General features: G+C 40.9%; 18 protein-coding genes. 8 read left to right on the top strand and 10 right to left on the bottom strand.

Annotated features, from left to right (window positions below):
* Positions 1 to 15: 15 nt before the first annotated feature.
* Positions 16 to 258 carry a DUF3820 family protein gene (locus D1013_RS06840; protein WP_121848153.1) on the bottom strand — a complete coding sequence of 81 codons (243 nt, stop codon included), beginning with the start codon at positions 256 to 258 and terminating at the stop codon, positions 16 to 18.
* Positions 259 to 307: 49 nt separating this feature from the next.
* On the opposite strand from D1013_RS06840, the gene D1013_RS06835 reads away from it, so the two are divergent.
* A complete protein-coding gene (locus tag D1013_RS06835; protein WP_121848152.1) occupies positions 308 to 1,180 on the top strand; it encodes a hydroxypyruvate isomerase family protein in 873 nt (290 codons plus the stop codon).
* Positions 1,181 to 1,210: 30 nt separating this feature from the next.
* Here D1013_RS06835 and D1013_RS06830 read toward each other — a convergent pair whose 3' ends face one another.
* Together D1013_RS06830 and D1013_RS06825 are read right to left on the bottom strand one after the other, a co-directional pair.
* Positions 1,211 to 1,957, bottom strand: coding sequence for a LytR/AlgR family response regulator transcription factor (locus tag D1013_RS06830; RefSeq protein ID WP_121848151.1), 747 nt, complete (start codon positions 1,955 to 1,957; stop codon positions 1,211 to 1,213).
* Between the two features lie 3 nt (positions 1,958 to 1,960).
* The gene (locus tag D1013_RS06825; protein WP_162987824.1) at positions 1,961 to 4,066 is read right to left on the bottom strand and encodes a tetratricopeptide repeat-containing sensor histidine kinase; all 2,106 of its coding nucleotides are present in this window, start codon (positions 4,064 to 4,066) and stop codon (positions 1,961 to 1,963) included.
* Between the two features lie 226 nt (positions 4,067 to 4,292).
* On the opposite strand from D1013_RS06825, the gene D1013_RS06820 reads away from it, so the two are divergent.
* From D1013_RS06820 to D1013_RS06805, 4 genes are all read left to right on the top strand, one after another.
* On the top strand, positions 4,293 to 4,982 hold the full coding sequence (locus tag D1013_RS06820; RefSeq protein WP_121848149.1) for a hypothetical protein: 690 nt from the start codon (positions 4,293 to 4,295) through the stop codon (positions 4,980 to 4,982).
* Positions 4,983 to 4,993: 11 nt separating this feature from the next.
* Positions 4,994 to 5,266 carry a hypothetical protein gene (locus D1013_RS06815; RefSeq protein ID WP_121848148.1) on the top strand — a complete coding sequence of 91 codons (273 nt, stop codon included), beginning with the start codon at positions 4,994 to 4,996 and terminating at the stop codon, positions 5,264 to 5,266.
* Between the two features lie 34 nt (positions 5,267 to 5,300).
* Positions 5,301 to 5,996 carry a hypothetical protein gene (locus tag D1013_RS06810; RefSeq protein WP_121848147.1) on the top strand — a complete coding sequence of 232 codons (696 nt, stop codon included), beginning with the start codon at positions 5,301 to 5,303 and terminating at the stop codon, positions 5,994 to 5,996.
* A gap of 93 nt (positions 5,997 to 6,089) precedes the next feature.
* The gene (locus tag D1013_RS06805; protein ID WP_121848146.1) at positions 6,090 to 6,620 is read left to right on the top strand and encodes a hypothetical protein; all 531 of its coding nucleotides are present in this window, start codon (positions 6,090 to 6,092) and stop codon (positions 6,618 to 6,620) included.
* Positions 6,621 to 6,660: 40 nt separating this feature from the next.
* On the opposite strand, the gene D1013_RS06800 is transcribed toward D1013_RS06805, so the two are convergent.
* From D1013_RS06800 to guaA, 4 genes are all read right to left on the bottom strand, one after another.
* On the bottom strand, positions 6,661 to 7,203 hold the full coding sequence (locus D1013_RS06800; RefSeq protein ID WP_121848145.1) for a DUF922 domain-containing protein: 543 nt from the start codon (positions 7,201 to 7,203) through the stop codon (positions 6,661 to 6,663).
* A gap of 74 nt (positions 7,204 to 7,277) precedes the next feature.
* Positions 7,278 to 7,682, bottom strand: a complete 405-nt coding sequence (locus D1013_RS06795) for an OsmC family protein (RefSeq protein WP_121848144.1) — start codon at positions 7,680 to 7,682, stop codon at positions 7,278 to 7,280.
* A gap of 30 nt (positions 7,683 to 7,712) precedes the next feature.
* Positions 7,713 to 9,869 carry a PBP1 and LysM peptidoglycan-binding domain-containing protein gene (locus tag D1013_RS06790; protein ID WP_225621501.1) on the bottom strand — a complete coding sequence of 719 codons (2,157 nt, stop codon included), beginning with the start codon at positions 9,867 to 9,869 and terminating at the stop codon, positions 7,713 to 7,715.
* 13 nt (positions 9,870 to 9,882) lie between these two features.
* On the bottom strand, positions 9,883 to 11,415 hold the full coding sequence (gene guaA, locus D1013_RS06785; protein ID WP_121848142.1) for a glutamine-hydrolyzing GMP synthase: 1,533 nt from the start codon (positions 11,413 to 11,415) through the stop codon (positions 9,883 to 9,885).
* A gap of 660 nt (positions 11,416 to 12,075) precedes the next feature.
* Here guaA and D1013_RS06780 point away from each other — a divergent pair.
* Positions 12,076 to 12,621, top strand: coding sequence for a pyridoxamine 5'-phosphate oxidase family protein (locus D1013_RS06780; protein ID WP_121848141.1), 546 nt, complete (start codon positions 12,076 to 12,078; stop codon positions 12,619 to 12,621).
* Here D1013_RS06780 and bshC read toward each other — a convergent pair.
* Positions 12,618 to 14,225 (bottom strand): bacillithiol biosynthesis cysteine-adding enzyme BshC, encoded by a 1,608-nt coding sequence (gene bshC, locus D1013_RS06775; RefSeq protein WP_121850639.1) that lies wholly within the window; start codon positions 14,223 to 14,225, stop codon positions 12,618 to 12,620. The two genes, D1013_RS06780 and bshC, sit on opposite strands and share 4 nt — an antisense overlap.
* 222 nt (positions 14,226 to 14,447) lie before the next feature.
* Here bshC and D1013_RS06770 point away from each other — a divergent pair, with 222 nt between their 5' ends.
* Positions 14,448 to 16,871 carry a M14 family metallopeptidase gene (locus tag D1013_RS06770; protein ID WP_225621500.1) on the top strand — a complete coding sequence of 808 codons (2,424 nt, stop codon included), beginning with the start codon at positions 14,448 to 14,450 and terminating at the stop codon, positions 16,869 to 16,871.
* Between the two features lie 105 nt (positions 16,872 to 16,976).
* Entirely contained in the window at positions 16,977 to 17,954 is a 978-nt protein-coding gene (locus D1013_RS06765) for an NAD(P)-dependent alcohol dehydrogenase (protein WP_121848139.1), read from the top strand.
* Between the two features lie 2 nt (positions 17,955 to 17,956).
* On the opposite strand, the gene D1013_RS06760 is transcribed toward D1013_RS06765, so the two are convergent.
* A complete protein-coding gene (locus tag D1013_RS06760) occupies positions 17,957 to 18,952 on the bottom strand; it encodes an SMP-30/gluconolactonase/LRE family protein (RefSeq protein ID WP_121848138.1) in 996 nt (331 codons plus the stop codon).
* 58 nt (positions 18,953 to 19,010) lie between these two features.
* Positions 19,011 to 20,333, bottom strand: coding sequence for a GntP family permease (locus D1013_RS06755; protein ID WP_121848137.1), 1,323 nt, complete (start codon positions 20,331 to 20,333; stop codon positions 19,011 to 19,013).
* Positions 20,334 to 20,366 lie beyond the last annotated feature (33 nt).

Here is a 20,366-nt window from a genome sequence, read left to right as displayed (position 1 = left end):
AATTGCCCTAAGAAATCACAGTTTAAGGGGAGGAAATTCTTTTTGAATCTTGCGTATCAAAGGTTCGAGGCCGTTCTCTTTAATCTCCATCATCGATTTGAGAAGCACACCCAATTTACCATCGGGAAAGCCTTGTTTCCTGAACCAGACCAAGTAAGGTTCAGGAAGGTCGACCAAATACCGCCCCTTGAACTTGCCAAAAGGCATTCTATAATGCGCCAGTTCTACCAGTTTCTGTTTATCCGGTGATATTTCCATTTTTTAAAGCTAAAAAATATATCTTTAGTACCCTTTAAGACCAAAAATTATGAAACGTAGACAATTTATCAGTGCTTCCGCTGCCGCCTCTGTGGGCATCATGGCCTGCAAGAATACCAATGCAATGTCGGTAAAAGACGAAGAGGAAACTACTAAATTGAAAGGAAATATCAACCATAGTGTATGCAGATGGTGCTATGATAAAATTCCTATGGAGGACTTTCTAAAAAGTCTGAACGAACTCGGAATTACTGCCATGGACCTGACCGGACCTGAAGATTGGCCCATCATGAGAAAATACAATATTCACGCCTCTATGTGTTGGGGTGCCGGTAAAGGTATTTTAGAAGGATGGAACAACCCTAAACTTCATACCGAACTAATCGCCGATTACGAAAGGGTCATTCCCCTAGTTGCCGAAGCGGGCTATACCAACCTCATCTGTTTTAGCGGTAACCGTAACGGAATGCCGGATGATGAAGGATTGAAAAACTGCGCCGACGGTCTTAAAAAAATCATGTCATTGGCCGAAAAGCACAATGTGGTGCTGCAAATGGAATTACTGAACTCTAAAGTAGACCATGCCGATTACATGTGCGATACAAGTGCATGGGGCGTTGAACTGTGCAAACAGATAGGTTCCGACAATTTCAAGCTGTTGTACGATATCTATCACATGCAGATTATGGAAGGCGATATCATAAGAAACATTCAAGACTATCATCAGTATTTTGGGCACTACCATACAGGTGGTAACCCTGGTCGCCATGAGATCAACGACACCCAAGAATTGTTCTACCCTGCCATTATGAAGGCCATTTTAGACACCGGATTCAAAGGTTACGTGGCACAAGAATTCATTCCCACTTGGGACGATAAAATAGCCGCCCTTAAAGAAGGGGTGACTATTTGCGACATTTAATAGAATAAGGATTTTTTTTAAGGGGAGTTTCTAATTGCTAAAACGCTGTAGAAACTCCTCTTTTCTTCTAACAGCCACCTCTAGAGTGGTACCGTCAGACATCACGACATAACCGCCCTTACCCTTGATATATTTTTCAACATGCGATAGGTTCACGAAATGTGATTTGTGAATTCGGAAGAACTGCATGCTGTCTAAAAAACCTTCGAAATACTTTAAAGTTCTCGTGGCGGTAAGCCTTTTACCGTTCACGGAAAAAATCTGCGTGTAATTACCATCGGACTCACAGCGGATAATTTCCGGAATTTTTAAAAACGTATAATCTTTTAAGGTAGGGATGGCAATTTTTTTCATTCCGCCCAAATTGCTTTCGAAATTATGAAACAAGACCTCAAGCCTTTTTGAATTGTTCTCTTGGTTCTTTTTCTCCAACAACCGGCCCATCGTCTCATTGAACTCAATTGAATCGATCGGCTTTAAAAGATAATCGAATGCCGAATATTTGAATGCATTGACGGCATACTCTTCAAATGCCGTGGTAAAGACAATATAAAAGTCGATGAAGGGCAATTGCCTCAGCAGGTCAAAACCGGTTTCGTTTCGCAAATGCACATCAAGAAAGACCACATCAGGCTCATAATCATTGATGGCCTTTTGGGCAGCCTCCACTGATTCCACCGTTTTTACCAACTCGATAGTAGCACTGTAATTTTCTAAAAGTTGAATCAGCGCATCTTGACAATGCTTCTCATCATCTACTATAATTGCTTTGAGCATATCTTAAAATTGTAATTCTAAGGGCAGTTTTACTTCGACCGAAGTGCCTACCTCTTTATCATGAACTTGAAAACTCCCCTTCTTATCCTTCAACCTATTAAGAATTTCCAGCCTGCTTTGGGTAATCTTAAGTCCCATCGATTTCTTGGTCGTTTTCATCTCTATTGATTTTTGTCTGCCTATACCATTGTCATCGACCTCACAAATCAGAAACTCCCCATCCGTACGCACTTTTATGACCAGCTCACCCATACCTTCCTTTTGGGAAACCCCATGCCAAATACTGTTTTCGATAAAGGGCTGTAAAATCATAGGCGGCACCAATGTATTTTCGGGGTCGACATCCCCATCAATTTCTATTTTTGATGCTATCGGACTTCTGAGGCGCATCGATTCTATCTCAATGTATATTTTCATCAACTCAAGATCTTCTTCGAGCGTAATCCAGTTCTTCTCAGAATTTTCTAGAATGGATCGGGTCAGTTTGGCGAACTTCATCAAATAGCCCTCGGCCGCCTTCATATCGTTCTTATGCATATAATCCCTTATCGAATTTAACGAGTTGAAAATAAAATGCGGATTCATCTGTGAACGCAACGCCTTAAGTTCGGTTTCTGCCACCTCGGCCTTAAAATCGGCCACTTTTTTGGCCGCTAGTGCATCCCTCCTTTTTTTGTACAGAACAAAACCGACCCCCGTGGCCAATAAGAAAAAGAGCGCCCCTAAAAGAATCATGAGACTGATAAATTGCTGTTTATCTAAATCGGCTTTTACAATGGCCTGCTTTTTATCAAAATCTGCCTTCAATAGCGCCTTTTCGCCCTCGTACTCATATTTGGCCTCTAATTTTGCTATTTCTTCCCGCTTATCGGTAGATAAAAAACTATCACGCAATACCACCGAACTGGATTTGTAGTCAAAGGCATTTTTATAATCACCTTTTTTGCTGAGAGCCTCTGCGATACCTTCATTGGCCACGTACTGCAATCGAACGCTATTGGCCGTTTTGGCATTGTCGAGCGATTTCCGATAATGAAGCAGTGAGGCATCGAGGTCTGCCATCTTATCGGATTGTTCAAAGAGATTCAGGTAACATTCCCCCAAATTATCATGAACTATGGCGAGGTTATTAGCATTGGACAGATTCTCATAAATTACCTGGGTTTGCTTAAAAAAAGGAATGGCGGCCTGGTACCGTCCCTCTTCTACGTGGGCAATACCGATATTCGTCAAGGCACTGGCCATACCCCGCTCGTTGTGTATGAGCTTCATGATGTCGTAGGCCTGATGGTATAGGTCAATGGCCACTTCGGTATTTCCCTTTTCAGTGGACAAGCGCCCCAAATTGGTCAAAGAATTGGCCTCCCCCTCTTTAAAACCAAGCTTCTTGAAATGCTGTAAAGCCAATTTTTGAAACTGATGGGAGAGTTCCGGTTTATTAAGATGAGCGTACAACAGCCCGATATTGGCATGTATGTTAGCGTATTCTAAATTGTCTTGCAGGCTCAAATCTTCGTAAATGACCTTCGCATCCATATACGCCTTTAAGGATTGTGGGTATTGTGAAAGGTACATATAGTTGATGCCCATACTGTTGAGCATTTTGGCCATTAAAAAACTATCCTTCTCGACCTTAAAAACTTCATAGGCCTCTTTGTTGGCATCATTGGCCCTTAAGTAATCGGACTGGTTAAAATACACCAACCCCTTGTTATAGATCAATCGGGCCATACCGACCTTATCATGGGTCAACCTTCTGATATCAGAAGCGGCGTCATACATTTTTAGGGCGGCAGAGTCTTTGCCCAAAGCACTATAATTATGGCCTTTATAGGCATAGGCAATGGCAATTTTATTGGAATCTACCAAGGTTCGGGCCAGCTCGATCGCCTCGTCCGCCGACTTGATTCCCTTTTCAGGATCAATTGAATAGTATAAATAAGATAGTTCTGAGAGTAGGTTTAAACGGAGAGAGTCATGTGCTACGTGATGCGTTAGCTCTTGTTCGATAGAATCAATCTGCCTTTGTTGGGAATATGCCGATAAAGAAAAGAATATAAACAGGGAGACCCAATTCAATTTCATACGCAAACGAATGTATCTGTTCAATCGGGGGGCTTAAATTTAGTCATATCCTAAACAGTAGACCTCATTTCGTATGAGATAATTACAAATTAGGTACCATTAAGTGCGAACTACAACAGGACCAACTTGGTTTTTACGGTTATATAGATTTTAGAACGCTTATCAGCCCATACCTACCAATCACTAAATATGCGTGGTGAGAGCGCCAATTAAGAAGTACTTTCAAACCCACCAACAACCACACTGACTTATGATCAACCACATTCTCAGCGGCTTTACCGGAAAATTCACTTGGGTATTTCTAGTACTATTAATTCTCTCTTGTTCGAAAAGCGAGGTAGAAGAACATCTCGAAGAGGTATTTGGTGAAGAAGTAATCACCTCAGATGAAGATGAAAATTTGCAAGATGATGATTCCGATAACGATGATTCATCAGATGATAACGACTCTAATTCTGAAAACTTGGGGGTCATTACCGCTAAAGTAAATGGCAATGATTTTCACACCCCTGAAATGGAAGGTTTCCGGTTCGGTTCACTCGACCGACAAGACCAGCTTTACTATCTCGCCATTGGAGGTTTTGATATTTCAGGAGGTTTTGCCGATGCCAAATATATATACATCTATTTGATTGGGGATGATTTTGATAAGCTAAAAGCAGGCAAATCATGGAACTCAACCATTACCGACCTAACTGCCGAGGGTGCCTGGGGCGTTTACATCGAAGATGCCAATTCAGAAAATGAGGATGATGCAGAAGTAGCTATCGCTTTGGATGACACCCAAGAAATAGAGGTGCACATCACTGCCTTTGACTTTGAAACCCAACTCATATCGGGCGAGTTCAGTTTTACCGGTACGGATGAAGACAGCAATAATAACTACCAAATAACTGACGGAAAGTTCACCAATATTTCTCTTAAATACCAAAACAATTAAAACCAACCAGCATGAAAAAACACTTAATAACCGGATTAGCCATCATTTATACATTCTTCAACTATAGTTGTGAGCAAGCCAAAGACCTTAAAGATTCTTTTGATGCGATTGACTGCGCCGAACTTTTAATCGAATTGGACGAGGAATATGACCGAGGAGACAAAAGTTGTGAAGAAACCAAAAAAGATATCGATCAACTTTTAAAAAAATGTAGAGAATTTCTAACGGAAGAAAACATTGCAGATCTAGAATTCATACGGGCCAATTGTAGTGATGATGATTAGATCAACTTGATTGTTCAATTTTAATCCCAATTTGATGAACCAGATCTATAAAATACTTTTATTAACATTGCTTTGTTTGATTTTCTCTTGCGATAGTGATTCCACCTCTGGTGAAGAACCACAACCAGAGCCCACCGAACAAACACCTGATATTTCTGAAGAAGAAGAAGAAGAAGAAGAAGAAGAGGAAGAAAAAGAGGAAACCGATGAAAATTCTGGAGAAGGTGAAAATGAAGGTGAGAATACAGAATCGGAAGAGCAAGAAAACGATGATAACTATGACGGTGCAGCACTTGGAGTTATTCAATTATCCGGGGAAGAGACTTCAGAGGTTGGCACTAGCTTGACTGTTGGTCATATCGATGTAGGGCGTGAAGATTTGACGGGTACTATCAAATCCGTCATTCTAACAGACGAAAATACCCCTATTACAGAAGAAGGTCCGGAACCCTCCAATCTAAATAACGGATTTATTTTGATAGGGGGTGACGACCTTGATACCGTTTCAAATGATGGTGCTTTAAAGGATATTTCAATGATTATTTTTATTGACGGTAAAGAATACAGATTTGCATGTTCTGTACCATCGGGCACCTTTATCGATTGTGGTGAAAAATATGACATCGATTTTGAGAATAAAACCATGGTGTTCGATAGTACAACCGTAGCGAATACCGAAACACAGAAAGTTCTAATCCTCGATGGTAGTATCTCTTGGGCAGAAGAATGACATAAAAACTATGGCATATGATTCCTTCCAGTAAAATAATGAACATATCTTTATACCATCTTAATTACATCAATTATTAAACATTTTAAGAAAATGAAAAAAGCAATTTTACTCTTTTCCTTCATCTTGGGTATGGCATCGGTCGTCAAAGCCCAAGAATTTCAAGTAGGAACAAATGCCATAAACGTAGGTGTTGGCCTTGGGGGCTATTACTACGGGTATGACACTTCTACCCAAAGCCCCGTATTTAGCGTCAGTTACGAAAGAGGTATTTGGGAGATGCCCGGACCGGGTGTCATTAGTCTTGGTGGCTACTTGGGTTACAAGAGGTTCAGTTATGACGAAGTAGTTTATGATTACAGTTGGTCGTACACTACTATCGGTTTTAGGGGCGCTTACCACTATACGGGCTTTGATATCGACAATTTAGATGTGTATGGTGGGGCTATGGTTTCTTACCGTATTTACAATGGAGATGGAGATAGCTTTAGAGATTTTGATAGTCGCCCAGGTGCTGGTGCCTATGTTGGGGGCCGATGGTATTTCAATGATACTGTTGCAGGTTTTGCCGAAGTGGGCTACGGTGCGGCCTATCTGACGTTAGGAGCTACTTTCAGGTTTTAATTGCCGGTCTTACCTAAAAATTGAGGGCAATTTTCTTAAGTTATTGAGAAGGTTGCCCTTCTTCTTTCAGGGCCTTCGCAATCATATCATTCCAAATCAATTGCTGTTTACCGTCCCTAGAAAAATTGGTCTCACGGTCATACTTATTTTGAAAGACGTACAATTCCTTCAACAATTTTTGATAAATAGTCTTTACCTCTTCTTTAATGTTGGATGTGAACTGGGTTTCAGATAACCGTTTGCGCAGTTTTCTGGCATATAATTCTGAGATATCGAAATGCAATTGCTCATGGCTCAACACTACTGAATCGACTTGATCAGGTTTATACCATGATTTATCGGGATAAAACTCGCAACCCACCTCAAAATTCACATACCACTGACCTTCCTTTTCTTGGGTTGAAAACCGGTAACTGATACTGCTTGCCGTTGTTGCTACCGCCCATTCCGTTTTTAGGTACGTGCCCCTAAAATCAGACCATTTCAACTTTCTGTCAGCACTCCACGGGATTATTTCTTCCTGTGCAAAAGAATTGCCACAAGCAAGAACTAAAAAAGCAATGAAAAAAAAACTTATGCGCATAACCCAATCATCAATCTCACCTCAGATAAAAATTAGGCGGTCATTAAAAGCATCCACAAAAATCAAACCGAAAACTAAAGTTCCCAGTGATAAGTAACCACCCTTTCAATATCAGGATGCAAACTATAATGAACTGGACATGTGTTGGCCGTATGCTCTAAAATCTTTCTGTTCTTTTCGGAAACATCGGAAGGTAAAATGAGCTTTGCCTCAATTTTGGAAATTCTTCTTGGGTCAGCGGCCATGTGTTTGGTAATCTCTACTACCGAATCTTTTAAATCGACCCCGAGACCTTTCGCCTTTATACCCATTACCGTAATCATACAGCTGCCAAACCCTGTAGCGACCGTATCGGTTGGCGAGAAAGCTTGCCCTAACCCATTATTATCGACTGGAGCGTCGGTAATGAAGGTATTACCTGATTTCACATGTTCACATGTAGTTCTTAGCTCTCCTGTATAAGTAATCTTTGATGTCATAATTACTGCCAATTTTGGACCCGATGGGTATTATTCCGCCTCTTTAATACTCAAATCTTCAATGGTCATGATGTACGATGACTGGTTGTAATACCCAGAAGCAGCGTCTCTTTCATAATTGAACTTATTGCCTGAATAAGAAGTCTCACCAACGAACTTAGACGCTTCCATCAAGTTGTTTTTAAAGGCCAACTTCAGTAAAAGGTCAAAAGTTAGATCAAACCCCCTTTGTGCATATCTATCTGGCAAACTACCGAATTTCTTTTCGTAGCGTTTTGAAAACGAATTATTATCAGGTGACTTATACACTGAAGGGTAGGTGAATTTTATGTTCGATAAATGTGTGTTGGAAATCACGTCATTCTCAAACGCCGAATTCTTGTTGGTCGTAAACATGGTAAGGTTTACCCTATCTCTCTTAGTGTCTTTCGGATCAAGAAGTGAATTTTGAAAAGAATTCAAAATGGAGGTTACACTTGACACCAGCTTAAAATTCTCGGTCTCTAAAAACACCCAGTTATCCGTTTCATCGGACAAAAGCTGACGTAAGCTTTCGATGTTGATTCCGATATTCTTTTCCTCTTCAAGTACCTTGGTAATTTTCGCGCTAGGAAATTTTGTCAAGATCTGGTCCTTAACCTTGGCACTGGCAGAATCAGCAATGATGATTATGTTCTGATTTTCGTACTTCTCGGTCATATAATCCAACATACGACCTCTAAGCACCTCAGGAGAGGTATAGCTATAAAAGACATTTGAAAGACTTAAATCGCTTTCTGCCGGTATGGGAGCGACCACCGGTACTTGATTACTACTGGCCCTCACAGCGGTTTCTTTTAAGGAAGCCAAATCTAACGGACCAATGATAGCGCTTAAAGAACCTATATTTTCCCTTTGAAGGATTTCTTTGGTTCTAGCCAACTTCAATTGGTTGTCAAAGGTCTTGACATCTACCGACACCCCAAGCTCTGCAATTGAATCCAATGCCACCAAAGCACCTGAATACAATCCGAGACTATACTTAAGACTATTTCTTTTGTCAATGGTATTGGCCACTTCGGCCCTATCGGACAGGTCAAGACGATCCAACCTAAATGGCAAAAGAAACAACAATTTGGGTCTATTGGCCGTATCGATACTGTCTAAAAGATTAATTTTATCTAGCACCAACGAATTGCGAACTTCGAAATCACCTTTCTGCTCTTTCGGAATTTTTAAGACCATACCGGCCTTCAGTCCGTTCTGCAAATCAGGATTGAGCTCTAAAAGGTCTTTGTACGAAATACCAAATTTACGGGTAAGCGAGAATTCGGTCTGTTTTGGTTTTACCTCATAAAAGTTATAATTCTCGGTATTGACCTCGCCCGGGTCTAGGTTCTTTTGAGGTATTCTAATGACCATTCCCTCTTTCAAGCCCCCACGTTCGGTTATTTCAGGGTTTAGGCGTACTATTTCATCAGGTTCAACACCAAAACGCTGTTTGAGCTGAAAAAAGTTCATCTTTGGCGGTACCGTATAAGACAAATACAATTGTGTCTCTTGATTCTCTACCGTGCTTCCGGGCAGCTTGGGCATCTTCAATTCTTGCCCTGTAGCCAAATAGTTGTTCGCTTTAGACAAATCAGGGTTCAGCGCCAACATACTATCGATGGTGATACCGTATTTGTGTGCGATGCTCCAACGAGTCTCTTTTGGTGCAACGGTATACGTTTCAAAATCATCTTCGCTCATCCCTTCTTGTCCACCAGTTCTTCTATACTGAGGAATTTTAAGGGTCATTCTCTTGTCTAACTGACTGGAATAAAGCTCAGGATTATATTTTTTAATATCATCTTCAGTGATGTTGAAACGTCGTGCTATTCCGTACAAGGTTTCCCGTTTCCGCACCTTGTGTGAAGTGAAACTTATGGGTTCTTCTTGGGTTGCGCGTGACGCATTTCCTTCTGTTGTTGTCGGTGCAGAGGTAGTAGCCCCACCTTTAGGAATAACGAGTATCGTGTTCGGCCGTAGGGCATCATTCTGCTTGATCTCTTTATTCAGTTGCAGTATCGAGTATTGGGTAACATTGTATTTTTTAGCAACACTTTCCAACGTTTCCCCTTTTTGTACGGAGTGGGTCGTAAACTTCTGGGCCTTACACCCGGTTAACGACACTGAAAAGAAAAGTAGCAGTGCTAATTTTTTCAAAAATCGGTTCATTTTATTCCCATTCTATGGTTGCCGGTGGTTTTGAGCTAATGTCGTACACTACCCGATTCACACCCGGCACCTTATTTATAATATCGTTTGACGTCTTTTGCAAAAACTCGTAGGGCAGGTTGACCCAATCAGCCGTCATACCATCGGTACTTTCGACTGCCCTCAAAGCTACACATTTTTCATAGGTACGCTCATCACCCATTACGCCCACACTATTTACGGGCAAAAGCATAGCTCCGGCCTGCCAAACCTGATCATAAAGGCCCCAATCACGCAAACCTTTAATGAAAATGTAATCAACTTCCTGTAAAATGGCGACTTTTTCAGCGGTTATATCGCCCAAAATGCGAATGGCCAAACCTGGACCCGGAAATGGGTGCCTACCTAACCTTTCATCGCCAATGGCCATACTTCTACCTACCCTGCGCACCTCATCTTTGAACAACATTTTCAAAGGTTCTACAACCTTCAGCTTCATAAAGTCGGGCAAACCCCCTACGTTATGATGGCTCTTGATAGTCGCAGAAGGTCCGCCGGTGGCCGAGACCGATTCGATTACATCAGGATAAATGGTACCCTGAGCCAACCATTTAGCATCTTCGACCAAGTGTGCCTCATCATCGAACACCTCTATAAATACCCTTCCAATAATCTTTCGCTTCTTTTCTGGGTCACTTTCACCTTTAAGGGCATCCAAGAAGCGTGCCGAAGCGTCAACTCCTTTTACATTTAGCCCCATATCTTCATATTGCTCGAGCACTTCACTGAACTCGTTCTTGCGTAACAAACCGTTGTTCACGAAAATACAATGTAGGTTCTTGCCAATTGCCTTGTGCAATAAAACGGCAGCCACGGTTGAATCTACCCCACCCGATAAACCGAGTATCACCTTTTCGGAACCAATCTTTTTCTTCAATTCGGCTACGGTAATATCAACAAAGGCATCCGGCGTCCAAGTCTGTTCAAGACCGGCTATCTTTACCAAGAAGTTTTCCAACAACTGTTTACCATCTTTTGAATGATAAACCTCTGGATGAAATTGAATCGCGTAAGTAATCTCATTTTCAATCTTATAGGCTGCATTTTCTACATCATGTGTACTGGCCAAAACTTGGGCCCCATCAGGTAGCTTTTGAATGGTATCACTATGGCTCATCCACACTTGGCTACCTTCAGAAATCGACTCAAAAAACAATTCATCAGGTTTGAGATATGATAAATTGGCCCGACCATATTCCCTAGTATTGGAAGGTGCCACATTGCCCCCACCAAAATGTGCCAAATACTGGGCGCCATAACATACGGCCAATAATGGCTTCTTGCCCCTTATTTCTGATAGGTCAGGATGCGGCGCATCGTCGGCCCTAACGGAAAAAGGAGAACCTGAAAGTATTACCGCTTTGTACTTCGAAAGATCTTCAGGCGGTTTGTTATACGGCTTAATTTCACAGAAAATATTCAGTTCTCTAACTCTTCGCGCTATGAGTTGGGTGTACTGAGAACCAAAATCGAGGATAAGTACGTTGTTTTGCATGGCCAAAAATAGGAAATTCCGTTCTCACGAAAAGCCTTCTGGCCCATATTTATAATAGCTTTTTTCAACAGTGCCTTTATGAGGCATTCAAGCTTTTTCAAAATAAAGGCAAAGAGATTTAGGTCGAAATAAACTTCACAAATTTCGTGTCATTTTTTTGGTGCATGGCTAAGCCATTCAATCTCAAAATCCCTAAAGAATTGCTCCTAAGACTTCATATTGTTTATTGATTAATGGGTAATACTCATTTTTCTATTGTATTAAACAACAAGGTTAAATTAAATATTTTAAAATACTGGATTTTAATAATTTAAAACAATTCCTACAAACTTAAAAAATGGCTTAAAAAAACAAAGTTTCGAAGAGAAAAACTCATTTTTGAGAGTTGGCTTCCCCTTGGTGATGTGAAGAACCCGTCACGATTTTTTTAATGAAGAAAGGGATACTTATGAGTGGGGAAGATAGTTAATTTTTGGACAAAAAAAAGCCCGGGCTACCACACCCAGGCTTTACATCAAAATCAAAAAACCAACCTAAACACATAAACTAATTCAAAGAATAAAAATTCTTTTTCATAGCATTTTATATCTATAACACCCAAGTAAAAAAATACCCTACCTCCATTCTAAACTTTTTCTAATTTTATATAAATTTTCTACCATGACACATCAATTTTGGACAGAAACAAAAGAGGAACTTTCCCTCGGAATTACCGAAAAAGGACACCCTTTTAGATATGCCACCTTGGCGACCGTTGGCAACGAAAGACTGCCAAGGCTGAGAACAATCGTACTTCGGCATCTGGGCCCTGACCTAAAATTGACCTTCTACACCGACAGGCGGTCTAAAAAAGTGCTTCATATCAAAGAAAATAATAGGGTCAGTTTACTGTTCTACCATCCTGAAAAATTATTGCAAATCAAAGTGGAGGGACTGGCATTCTTAATCCCCAATAGCGAACTAAAGGAACAATATTGGAAGCAAGTAAACGAGAACAGCAAAAAAGACTATACAACCCATATAGCTCCCGGAAGTACTGTGAGCGACCCCAGCCAGATAGAATACCTCACTGAAAACAATTATTTCTGCCCGATCGAAATCGAGCCTTTTAAGATTGAATATCTCAAATTAAAACGGCCGAACCATCTTAGAATAAGGTTCTCAAAAGAAGATAATGACTGGAACGGTGAATTTTTAGTACCCTAATTTTTAATGATGCTGAACTCTAACTGAAGAGGATGTAGAGATTTCATTAAAAGTGGCACCAATTCTTTACCCAATTCGAGATAGAGTTCCGAGAAATTAACATTTCTTTCTTGTAACGATTGATTAGGAAACAACTCGTTCTGTATTTCGGTCATTCGGGTAACATGATCCTCAAGCTTTCGCTTCTGCGCCTTTAAAAGCCTCTTTTCCAAATTGTCAAGGCCTTTCTTCTGCTTCACCTCTTGTGCTTTTACGGCACCTAGAAAAGACTTGTCTGTCTGCCCTGCCAAATCATAAAGAGCCTTGAATTGCTCTTCGAGCAATCTTTTTTGCGGCTCAAAGTCGATATCTATATTAGAGATTTCCCTTATTTTCTTATTGATAAAGCTGCTTCGCTTTAAAAAGATATCCTGAACCGAAAGATTCATTTTTTTCAGTTTTCCATTTTGTTTTTCTGTAATAATCAACACAGAATTACGCAACAGCAACATAGGAAAGGTTACTTTCAAGGCCGCAAACATTTCTTTTAACTGCAACCAATAGGCAATTTCCCCTCCACCACCGATATAACATAGATTCGGTAATATAACTTCTTGGTATAGGGGCCTCGCAATAACGTTGGGCGAAAACCTTTCGGGGTGCTCATTTATCTCTCGCTCTAATTCCTCCCGGGTAAATTGCAATTCAGAATCAAGAACATAAAAACGGTCGTCTTGAAATACGATTCGAGACCTCAAACCTTCTTTCAAATAAAAATAATTGATTTCGCGAGGGTTCACCTGTATGCCGTATGAAGGTTCAAGATTCTCAATACCCTTCACCGTTTCTGAGACTTTTTGAAAGCTCAGATTTTCGAAAATATCTTTTTGGGCATAGGGTATGAGCAATTTTTTCAATCGCTTATCATCTCCATCAAGGATGACCAGACCGTGTTCGGCAAATAGTTCATTTGCTAAATACCTTGTGGCTTTTGCAAGGTTATCATGCTTCAAATATGCGTCTTGAAATAGCGTTTTCAAGTGATTGGCGTTGTCACTATTCCCCAATTGGTCAGCGAATGTTTCAAACACCTCATCTAGGCCTTCCGTTGAAAAGTGACCCACGGCCCCTTCCTGACCATCCTTTTTATTCCATTGAATTTTCTTGCCCTTAAAATTGAAGTAGTTGATTTCGTCGAAATCATGATCTTCCGTAGCCATCCAATATACAGGCACATAATTGTACTTCGGGTAGGCCTTCTTTAACTCTAAAGTCAAATTGATTGTCGAAACAATCTTATATAAAAAATAGAGAGGTCCAGTGAACAGATTCAACTGATGGCCGGTAACCACGGTAAAGGTAATCGGCTCTTTCAGTTTTTTGATATGGGTTTCCGTTTCTTGACTTACCTCGAAACCTCGGTACTGGTCTTGAAGAACGGTGTATAAAATATCTCTGTATGCATCGGGATAATTAGTGGCCTTTTCGCGAATTTGAGCTTCAAAGTTCTCCAGCCTTGGATATCGATTAAAAAGAGAACTAATCGTCTCTTTTTCAGAAATATAATCACAAATTAAATCGGTAAAATACCCCGTTCGGTCAAAAGGTAAACATTCAATATCCATAGAGGTGTAAATATAAAACAGTTCAACATTTCGACTTGCTAAAAATTCGTTAATACGTTTAGTCGAAATAATGCCCTTATTGTAGATACAAGAATTCTTTATCAACCAATATTCATTAGATTTGATTTCCCTCGCTTTCCTTATGGCCACTTATTAGGAAGCTTTTTATTGAATTTGAAAATTATGCCCATAAAGTCACTTTTCTTTCTTCTATTGTTTCTGATGCAACCAACAATTTGGGCGCAACATATTCAGTCTCCCTCAGCATTTTTGGGATATGAACTCGGCACACAGTTTACCCGTCACCACAGGGTGATGGATTATTATGAACATTTAGCTGAAAATGACTCTAAAAGAATACAACTCGTGGCGTACGGCACCACTTACGAGAACCGACCCTTGATGCTGGTCTACATTTCTTCTGAAGAGAACATGGCCCGATTAGACCAGATCAGACAAGAACATCTAGAAAACATCAATGGTAATGGAAAGCCTACCAAGGCTATTGTATGGATGAGCTATAACGTACACGGTAATGAGAGTGTAAGTACCGAAGCCTCTATGCAAACGGTTTACGAACTTCTAACAAAGAAACAGGAATATCTCAAGAATACGGTAGTAATCATCGACCCCTGTGTTAACCCTGATGGTCGTGAACGCTATGTCAACTGGTACTACCAATACAAGAACAGTCCGAATCAAATAGACCCGAACAGCAAAGAGCATCACGAACCTTGGCTTAATGGTCGCCCCAACCACTATATGTTCGACCTGAATAGAGATTGGGCGTGGTTGACGCAGAAAGAAAGTCAACAACGAATCAAGTTTTATAATCAATGGCTACCCCATATTCATGTAGACTTTCACGAGCAAGAAGTAGACAGCCCTTATTATTTTGCACCAGCGGCAGAACCATTTCACGAAGTTATAACCGATTTTCAACGCGAGTTTCAAGTAACCGTTGGTAAGAACCACGCCAAATATTTCGATGCCAATGGGTGGTTTTATTTTACAAAGGAAGTTTTTGATCTCTTGTATCCGAGTTATGGCGACACCTACCCTACCTACAATGGCAGTATAGGCATGACCTATGAACAAGGAGGTAGCGGACGTGCAGGGCTAGGAATCACTACCAGTGTCGGGGACACCCTTTCGCTGAAGGACAGAATCGAACACCATTTAACAACAGGCCTATCTACACTAGAGGTAGCAACCGAGAATACTGCCCAACTGAACGAAGAATTCAGAAAATTTCATGAAAGTAAGAACTACAGGTTTAAAAGCTATGTACTGAACGGCAACCCAGACCAAATAAAAGAACTTACAGCATTGCTAGATCAACATGAGATAGAGTACGGCATGGCATCAACCAATAATGCCAAAGGCTTTCTTTTCGAACAAGGCAAGTCGGGAAATCTAAGAACATCACAGCACAGTTTGGTGGTACCTGTCACACAGAACAAAGGAACCTTAGTCAAAGTTCTTTTTGAACCCAATGCCAAGCTAACCGATTCGCTCACCTATGATATTACGGCGTGGTCATTGCCCTTCGCCTACGGTCTGGAAGCAGTAGCGAGCGAAGCTGCCATTGGTTATAACCCTGTTAGGCCAGAAACCAGTATTAAAGATAACGCGGTAGCAGAGGGTGCCTATGCTTATCTCACCAAATGGAACAGCTTTAACGATGCGCAATTTCTTTCAGAATTAATTAAGGAAGGTATTCGTGTGCGCTATGCCAAAAAGCCTTTTGTCCAAGACGGTAGAAGTTATGAGAGAGGCTCATTGATCATTACACAGGCAGACAACCAATTCTTAGATGATTTCATCGGCAAGCTATCAAAAGCAGCATCTAAACATCAAAGAGAGTTATTCCCGACCCAGACCGGTTTTGTAGAAGGAGGCAAAGATTTTGGCTCTAGCTCTGTAGGTCTCATCAAAGATTCAAAAATAGCCATACTCTCTGGCCAGCCCTCCTCTACCCTACGGTTTGGCGAAATTTGGCATTTCTTTGAACAGAAATTGAATTACCCGGTTACTGTAATCGACACAGAGTATTTCAAACAGATAGATTTATCTGATTATGACATTCTGATCCTGCCCGATGGTGATGACTACAACCGTTTTCTTGATAAAGAGGTCATGGGCGAAATTAAAAACTGGGTTCAACAAGGTGGAAAATTAGTAGCCATGGGTGCATCACTCAAAACACTGGCTAAGCAGAAAGCTTTTTCTATAGGATTAAAAAAAATAGAGCAGGATAGCAGTTTTAGTGCCCCATCTTTCGAGATGAACCAACGAGAACAAATCAAACAGGAGATTACCGGGGCTATATTTAAAACCACGGTAGACAACACCCACCCTTTGGCTTTCGGGTATAAGAAAGATTATTTCTCTTTAAAACTAGGTAGCGATGCTTACGAATACCTTGATAAGGGCACGGTAGTATTCTTAGATGCTGGACATTCAAAACCAATAGCCGGTTTTGCAGGAAGTGAAGCCCAGAAAAAAATAGGCGAAACATTGGTATTCGGCTCAGAGAAGCAAGGCAAGGGAACTATTATTTATATGGTCGACAACCCCCTGTTTAGAGGTTTTTGGCAAAATGGTAAACTCTTCTTTGCCAATGCTTTATTCTTGGTTGATTAAGCTAATAGGTTAAAATACATCTACTTTTCGAAAGTGACCATTAGTAGTTTTGATATTTTAGTAACAAATAGTACTTGATGGCGTCTTATGGGAAAATAACAATCGATGCAAGCTCTTGTCTACCAAAAGTATGGTCGCCCTACTGACGTTTTGAAAATTACCAATCGAGAAAAACCATCTCCAAACTCCTCTGAAATTTTGGTAAGGGTTCATGCCGCTACTGTCAACAGAACGGATGAGGGACTTTTAACCGCACGTTATTTTGTCAGTCGATTTTTTACAGGGCTGTTTAAACCCACGAAACCAACACCAGGAACTGACTTTTCGGGAGTCATCGAGGCTGTGGGTGCCGATATTAAAGAATATAGCGTAGGAGACGAAGTTTTTGGTTTCAATGATGAAATTATCAGTTCACATGCCGAATATTTGATACTAAAGAGTACCAAGCATGTAAAGAAGAAACCAGCATCGATTAGCCATTCGGAGGCTGCTGCCTGCTGCGAAGGTGCCCACTATGCCATTAATTGCCTGAATAAGATAAAACTTGAAAAGGGCAATCTGGTAATGGTCAATGGAGGAACCGGTGCTATCGGAAGTGCGGCCATCCAAATTCTAAAAAGCAGGGGAATAAAGGTTATTGCCACAGCTGAAGGAAAAAATATTGATCTTGTTAAATCTTTGGGCGCGGAACAGGTTCTAGATTACCAAACAGAGGACTTTACCAAGCAAAATATTCAATTCGACCTTGTTCTGGATGCGGTAGGTAAAAGCTCTTTTAAAAAATGCCGGAAGATTTTAAAGCCGAAAGGAAAGTATATCTCCACAGAACTCGGTAAAGGAGGGGCCAACATTTTCTGGGCACTCGTATCGCCCTTTACAGGAGGAAAAAAAGTCATTTTTCCAATGCCTTCAAAAATCGGTGAAAGTTTAACCTATATCACAAAGTTGGTCGAAAACAATGAGTTTCATCCGGTCATCGACAGAATTTATCCCTTTTCACAAATCATCGAAGCTTACGAATATGTATCCACAGGAAAAAAAATAGGCAACGTTGTTGTTGAAATGCAAACAGATGAAGAATAGTCCTATTTAAGATTCAGCTGCAAAACATAGTCATCGGCTGTCATGAAAAGCCTTTTCTCCTTCGCATCAAAAGCGCAGTTGGCTGTATTCTCGCCTGTATAGATTCGGGCAACGGGCTTATTTGAATCAAATACCCAAATACCACCAGGGCCAGTAGCAAATAAAAAGCCCTTGCTATGCATTTTCATACCATCAGGCAACCCTTGCTGACCTTCTTTCCCGACCAAATTGGTTGCATCATAAAATACCTTTTTATTGATAAGGTTTCCCGTACCTAGAATATCGTATACCCACCAAACTGCTTTTTCCGGGTTTGAAACTGCCACATAAAGCTTGTCTTCATCAACGGATAACGCAACTCCATTGGGTCTTGACAATTTATCCACCAAAACTGTCTCCCCAGAAGTTTTCAGACAAAACAGTCCTTGATAATCCAGTTCTTTGTTGGGATCTTCCATCTTTTGTGGCAATCCGTATGGGGGATCGGTAAAGTATAAGTTGCCTTGTTGGTCATAAACACCATCATTCGGGCTATTGAACTTTTTACCTTCAAATTTCGAAACCAAAGGAACAAAACTTGCTTTGGGAGATTCTAACGGTGCAGCCATTTTAGCCACTTGCCTTTCGCCATGTTGCATCAATACCAATTCGCCATCTGGGCTTAACAAAAGGCCGTTCGAGCCTGGTTCATCACCATACGTACCATCGCCCAAATAACCTGAAGGTTTCACAAATTCGGTGAGCTTGCCAGAAGCATCCAGTTTAAAGACGGTATTTTGAGGGATATCGGAAAACAAAAGATAATCACCATCGGCCACGTAGAGCGGACCTTCCGTCCATTGAAAACCCTTGGCAATTACTGTAATCGCGGCATCCGGATTGATAACCTCCAAAGCTATTGAATCTAAAATTTCAATTCGAGCGCCCTCTTTGATTTCCTGCGCTGTAAGACCTGCGAAATTGAAGCTGGTAAATATAAAAAATAAGAGCTTTTTCATAAGTTAAACTTTAAGATGTGCGATTTAGATGGAGCAATCTTCCAATTGATTTTCGGTTTTAAATCATGATTTTCGAGACCAAAAAGATAATGGTAATGGCACTAGTACCTAAAACCAAAGTACCTACTGTTTGAACTTGATTACCCTGCTTTACATCCATTCCCGTCAATTGGGTAAGTACCCAAAAGAAACTGTCATTAGCATGAGAAACAACCGTTGATCCGGCGCCAATCGCCAGTACCGTCATGGTTTTCATAAAAGGTTCTTCCAAGCCCAACGCTGGCATCATAGGTGCTACAATAGAAGCCGTAGTTATCAAAGCCACAGTTGATGAACCTTGGGTCGTTTTAAGACAGGCAGCCAGCAAAAAGGGGAAAAAGAGTCCGATAGACATGCCATCAAAACTTTGGGTAATCAAATCGGCAATACCCGAATTTTGTAGCATGGCACCAAAAATACCACCTGCACCTGTAATTAAAATGATAGGTGCGGCAATACGAACTGCCTCACCAAGCCAGCCCGTTGCAGAATAGACTTCTTCATCAAGTTTTTCAGGCAAGGCCAAAGAAAGAATGACACCTATTAAGAGCGCTATTACCGGACTTCCAACAAATGAAATGACCGGATAAACAGAACTGTCCGTCAAATTCAGTTCAGGATAATCAAAAATAGATTTTAAGACTATTAGTATTATAGGAACGACAATACAAAGCAAAGACAACCTAAGTTTTGGCTTATGAAGTGCATCTGAGGAAGTTGCCATAATTATGGGCACTTTCACCTTTGCGGCAATCTTAACGGCGAAGAAATAACAAGTAATCAAAGACAACGAGCTGATGATAAGCCCCCATAAGATGACACTGCCCAAATCTGCATTTAAAATACCGGCAGCCGCTATGGGTCCTGGCGTTGGCGGCACCATTACATGGGTAGCCGTAAGACCAAGGGCCATGGCCGCAGTTGTGCCTGCATATGAAACTTTGGCCTTATCGGAAAGCGCTTTGTTCAATGAATTCATGATGATGAAAGCACTATCAGCAAATACGGGTATCGACAACAAGTACCCGGTGAGCATCATGGCCATATGAATCGACTTTTCACCAATAAGCTTGATCATTCTACTGGCAATGACCATTGCCCCACCTGACTTTTCTAAAATAGTACCGATGGCCACCCCAAAGAATATGATCAACCCTATTTTACCCATAATACTTCCGAAGCCATCATTAACCGCCGAAACAATCTGCTCAACCCCCATGCCGGTAATAAAACCATAAGCAATGGCAGAAAGCAAGAGAACAAAAAACGGATGAATCTTCCATCTAACAATTCCAAGTACTATGAACGCAAGTGCCAGCAAAAGGGCGATAACATAAATCATATTCTAATTTTGGTTATTAAATAATGAAGCATT

The sequence above is a fragment of the Euzebyella marina genome (genome assembly GCF_003687485.1).
GTDB lineage: Bacteria > Bacteroidota > Bacteroidia > Flavobacteriales > Flavobacteriaceae > Euzebyella > Euzebyella marina.
This window is presented reverse-complemented; position numbering and strand designations above follow the sequence as displayed.

Coding starts and splice junctions, on each gene's coding strand:
- D1013_RS06820 (WP_121848149.1), top strand. CDS start 4,293: ATGATCAACCACATTCTCAGCGGCTTTACCGGAAAATTCACTTGGGTA.
- D1013_RS06795 (WP_121848144.1), bottom strand. CDS start 7,682: ATGACATCAAAGATTACTTATACAGGAGAGCTAAGAACTACATGTGAA.
- bshC (WP_121850639.1), bottom strand. CDS start 14,225: ATGGATATTGAATGTTTACCTTTTGACCGAACGGGGTATTTTACCGAT.
- D1013_RS06805 (WP_121848146.1), top strand. CDS start 6,090: ATGAAAAAAGCAATTTTACTCTTTTCCTTCATCTTGGGTATGGCATCG.
- D1013_RS06835 (WP_121848152.1), top strand. CDS start 308: ATGAAACGTAGACAATTTATCAGTGCTTCCGCTGCCGCCTCTGTGGGC.
- D1013_RS06800 (WP_121848145.1), bottom strand. CDS start 7,203: ATGCGCATAAGTTTTTTTTTCATTGCTTTTTTAGTTCTTGCTTGTGGC.
- D1013_RS06810 (WP_121848147.1), top strand. CDS start 5,301: ATGAACCAGATCTATAAAATACTTTTATTAACATTGCTTTGTTTGATT.
- D1013_RS06770 (WP_225621500.1), top strand. CDS start 14,448: ATGCAACCAACAATTTGGGCGCAACATATTCAGTCTCCCTCAGCATTT.
- D1013_RS06780 (WP_121848141.1), top strand. CDS start 12,076: ATGACACATCAATTTTGGACAGAAACAAAAGAGGAACTTTCCCTCGGA.
- guaA (WP_121848142.1), bottom strand. CDS start 11,415: ATGCAAAACAACGTACTTATCCTCGATTTTGGTTCTCAGTACACCCAA.
- D1013_RS06760 (WP_121848138.1), bottom strand. CDS start 18,952: ATGAAAAAGCTCTTATTTTTTATATTTACCAGCTTCAATTTCGCAGGT.
- D1013_RS06815 (WP_121848148.1), top strand. CDS start 4,994: ATGAAAAAACACTTAATAACCGGATTAGCCATCATTTATACATTCTTC.
- D1013_RS06765 (WP_121848139.1), top strand. CDS start 16,977: ATGCAAGCTCTTGTCTACCAAAAGTATGGTCGCCCTACTGACGTTTTG.
- D1013_RS06755 (WP_121848137.1), bottom strand. CDS start 20,333: ATGATTTATGTTATCGCCCTTTTGCTGGCACTTGCGTTCATAGTACTT.
- D1013_RS06840 (WP_121848153.1), bottom strand. CDS start 258: ATGGAAATATCACCGGATAAACAGAAACTGGTAGAACTGGCGCATTAT.
- D1013_RS06830 (WP_121848151.1), bottom strand. CDS start 1,957: ATGCTCAAAGCAATTATAGTAGATGATGAGAAGCATTGTCAAGATGCG.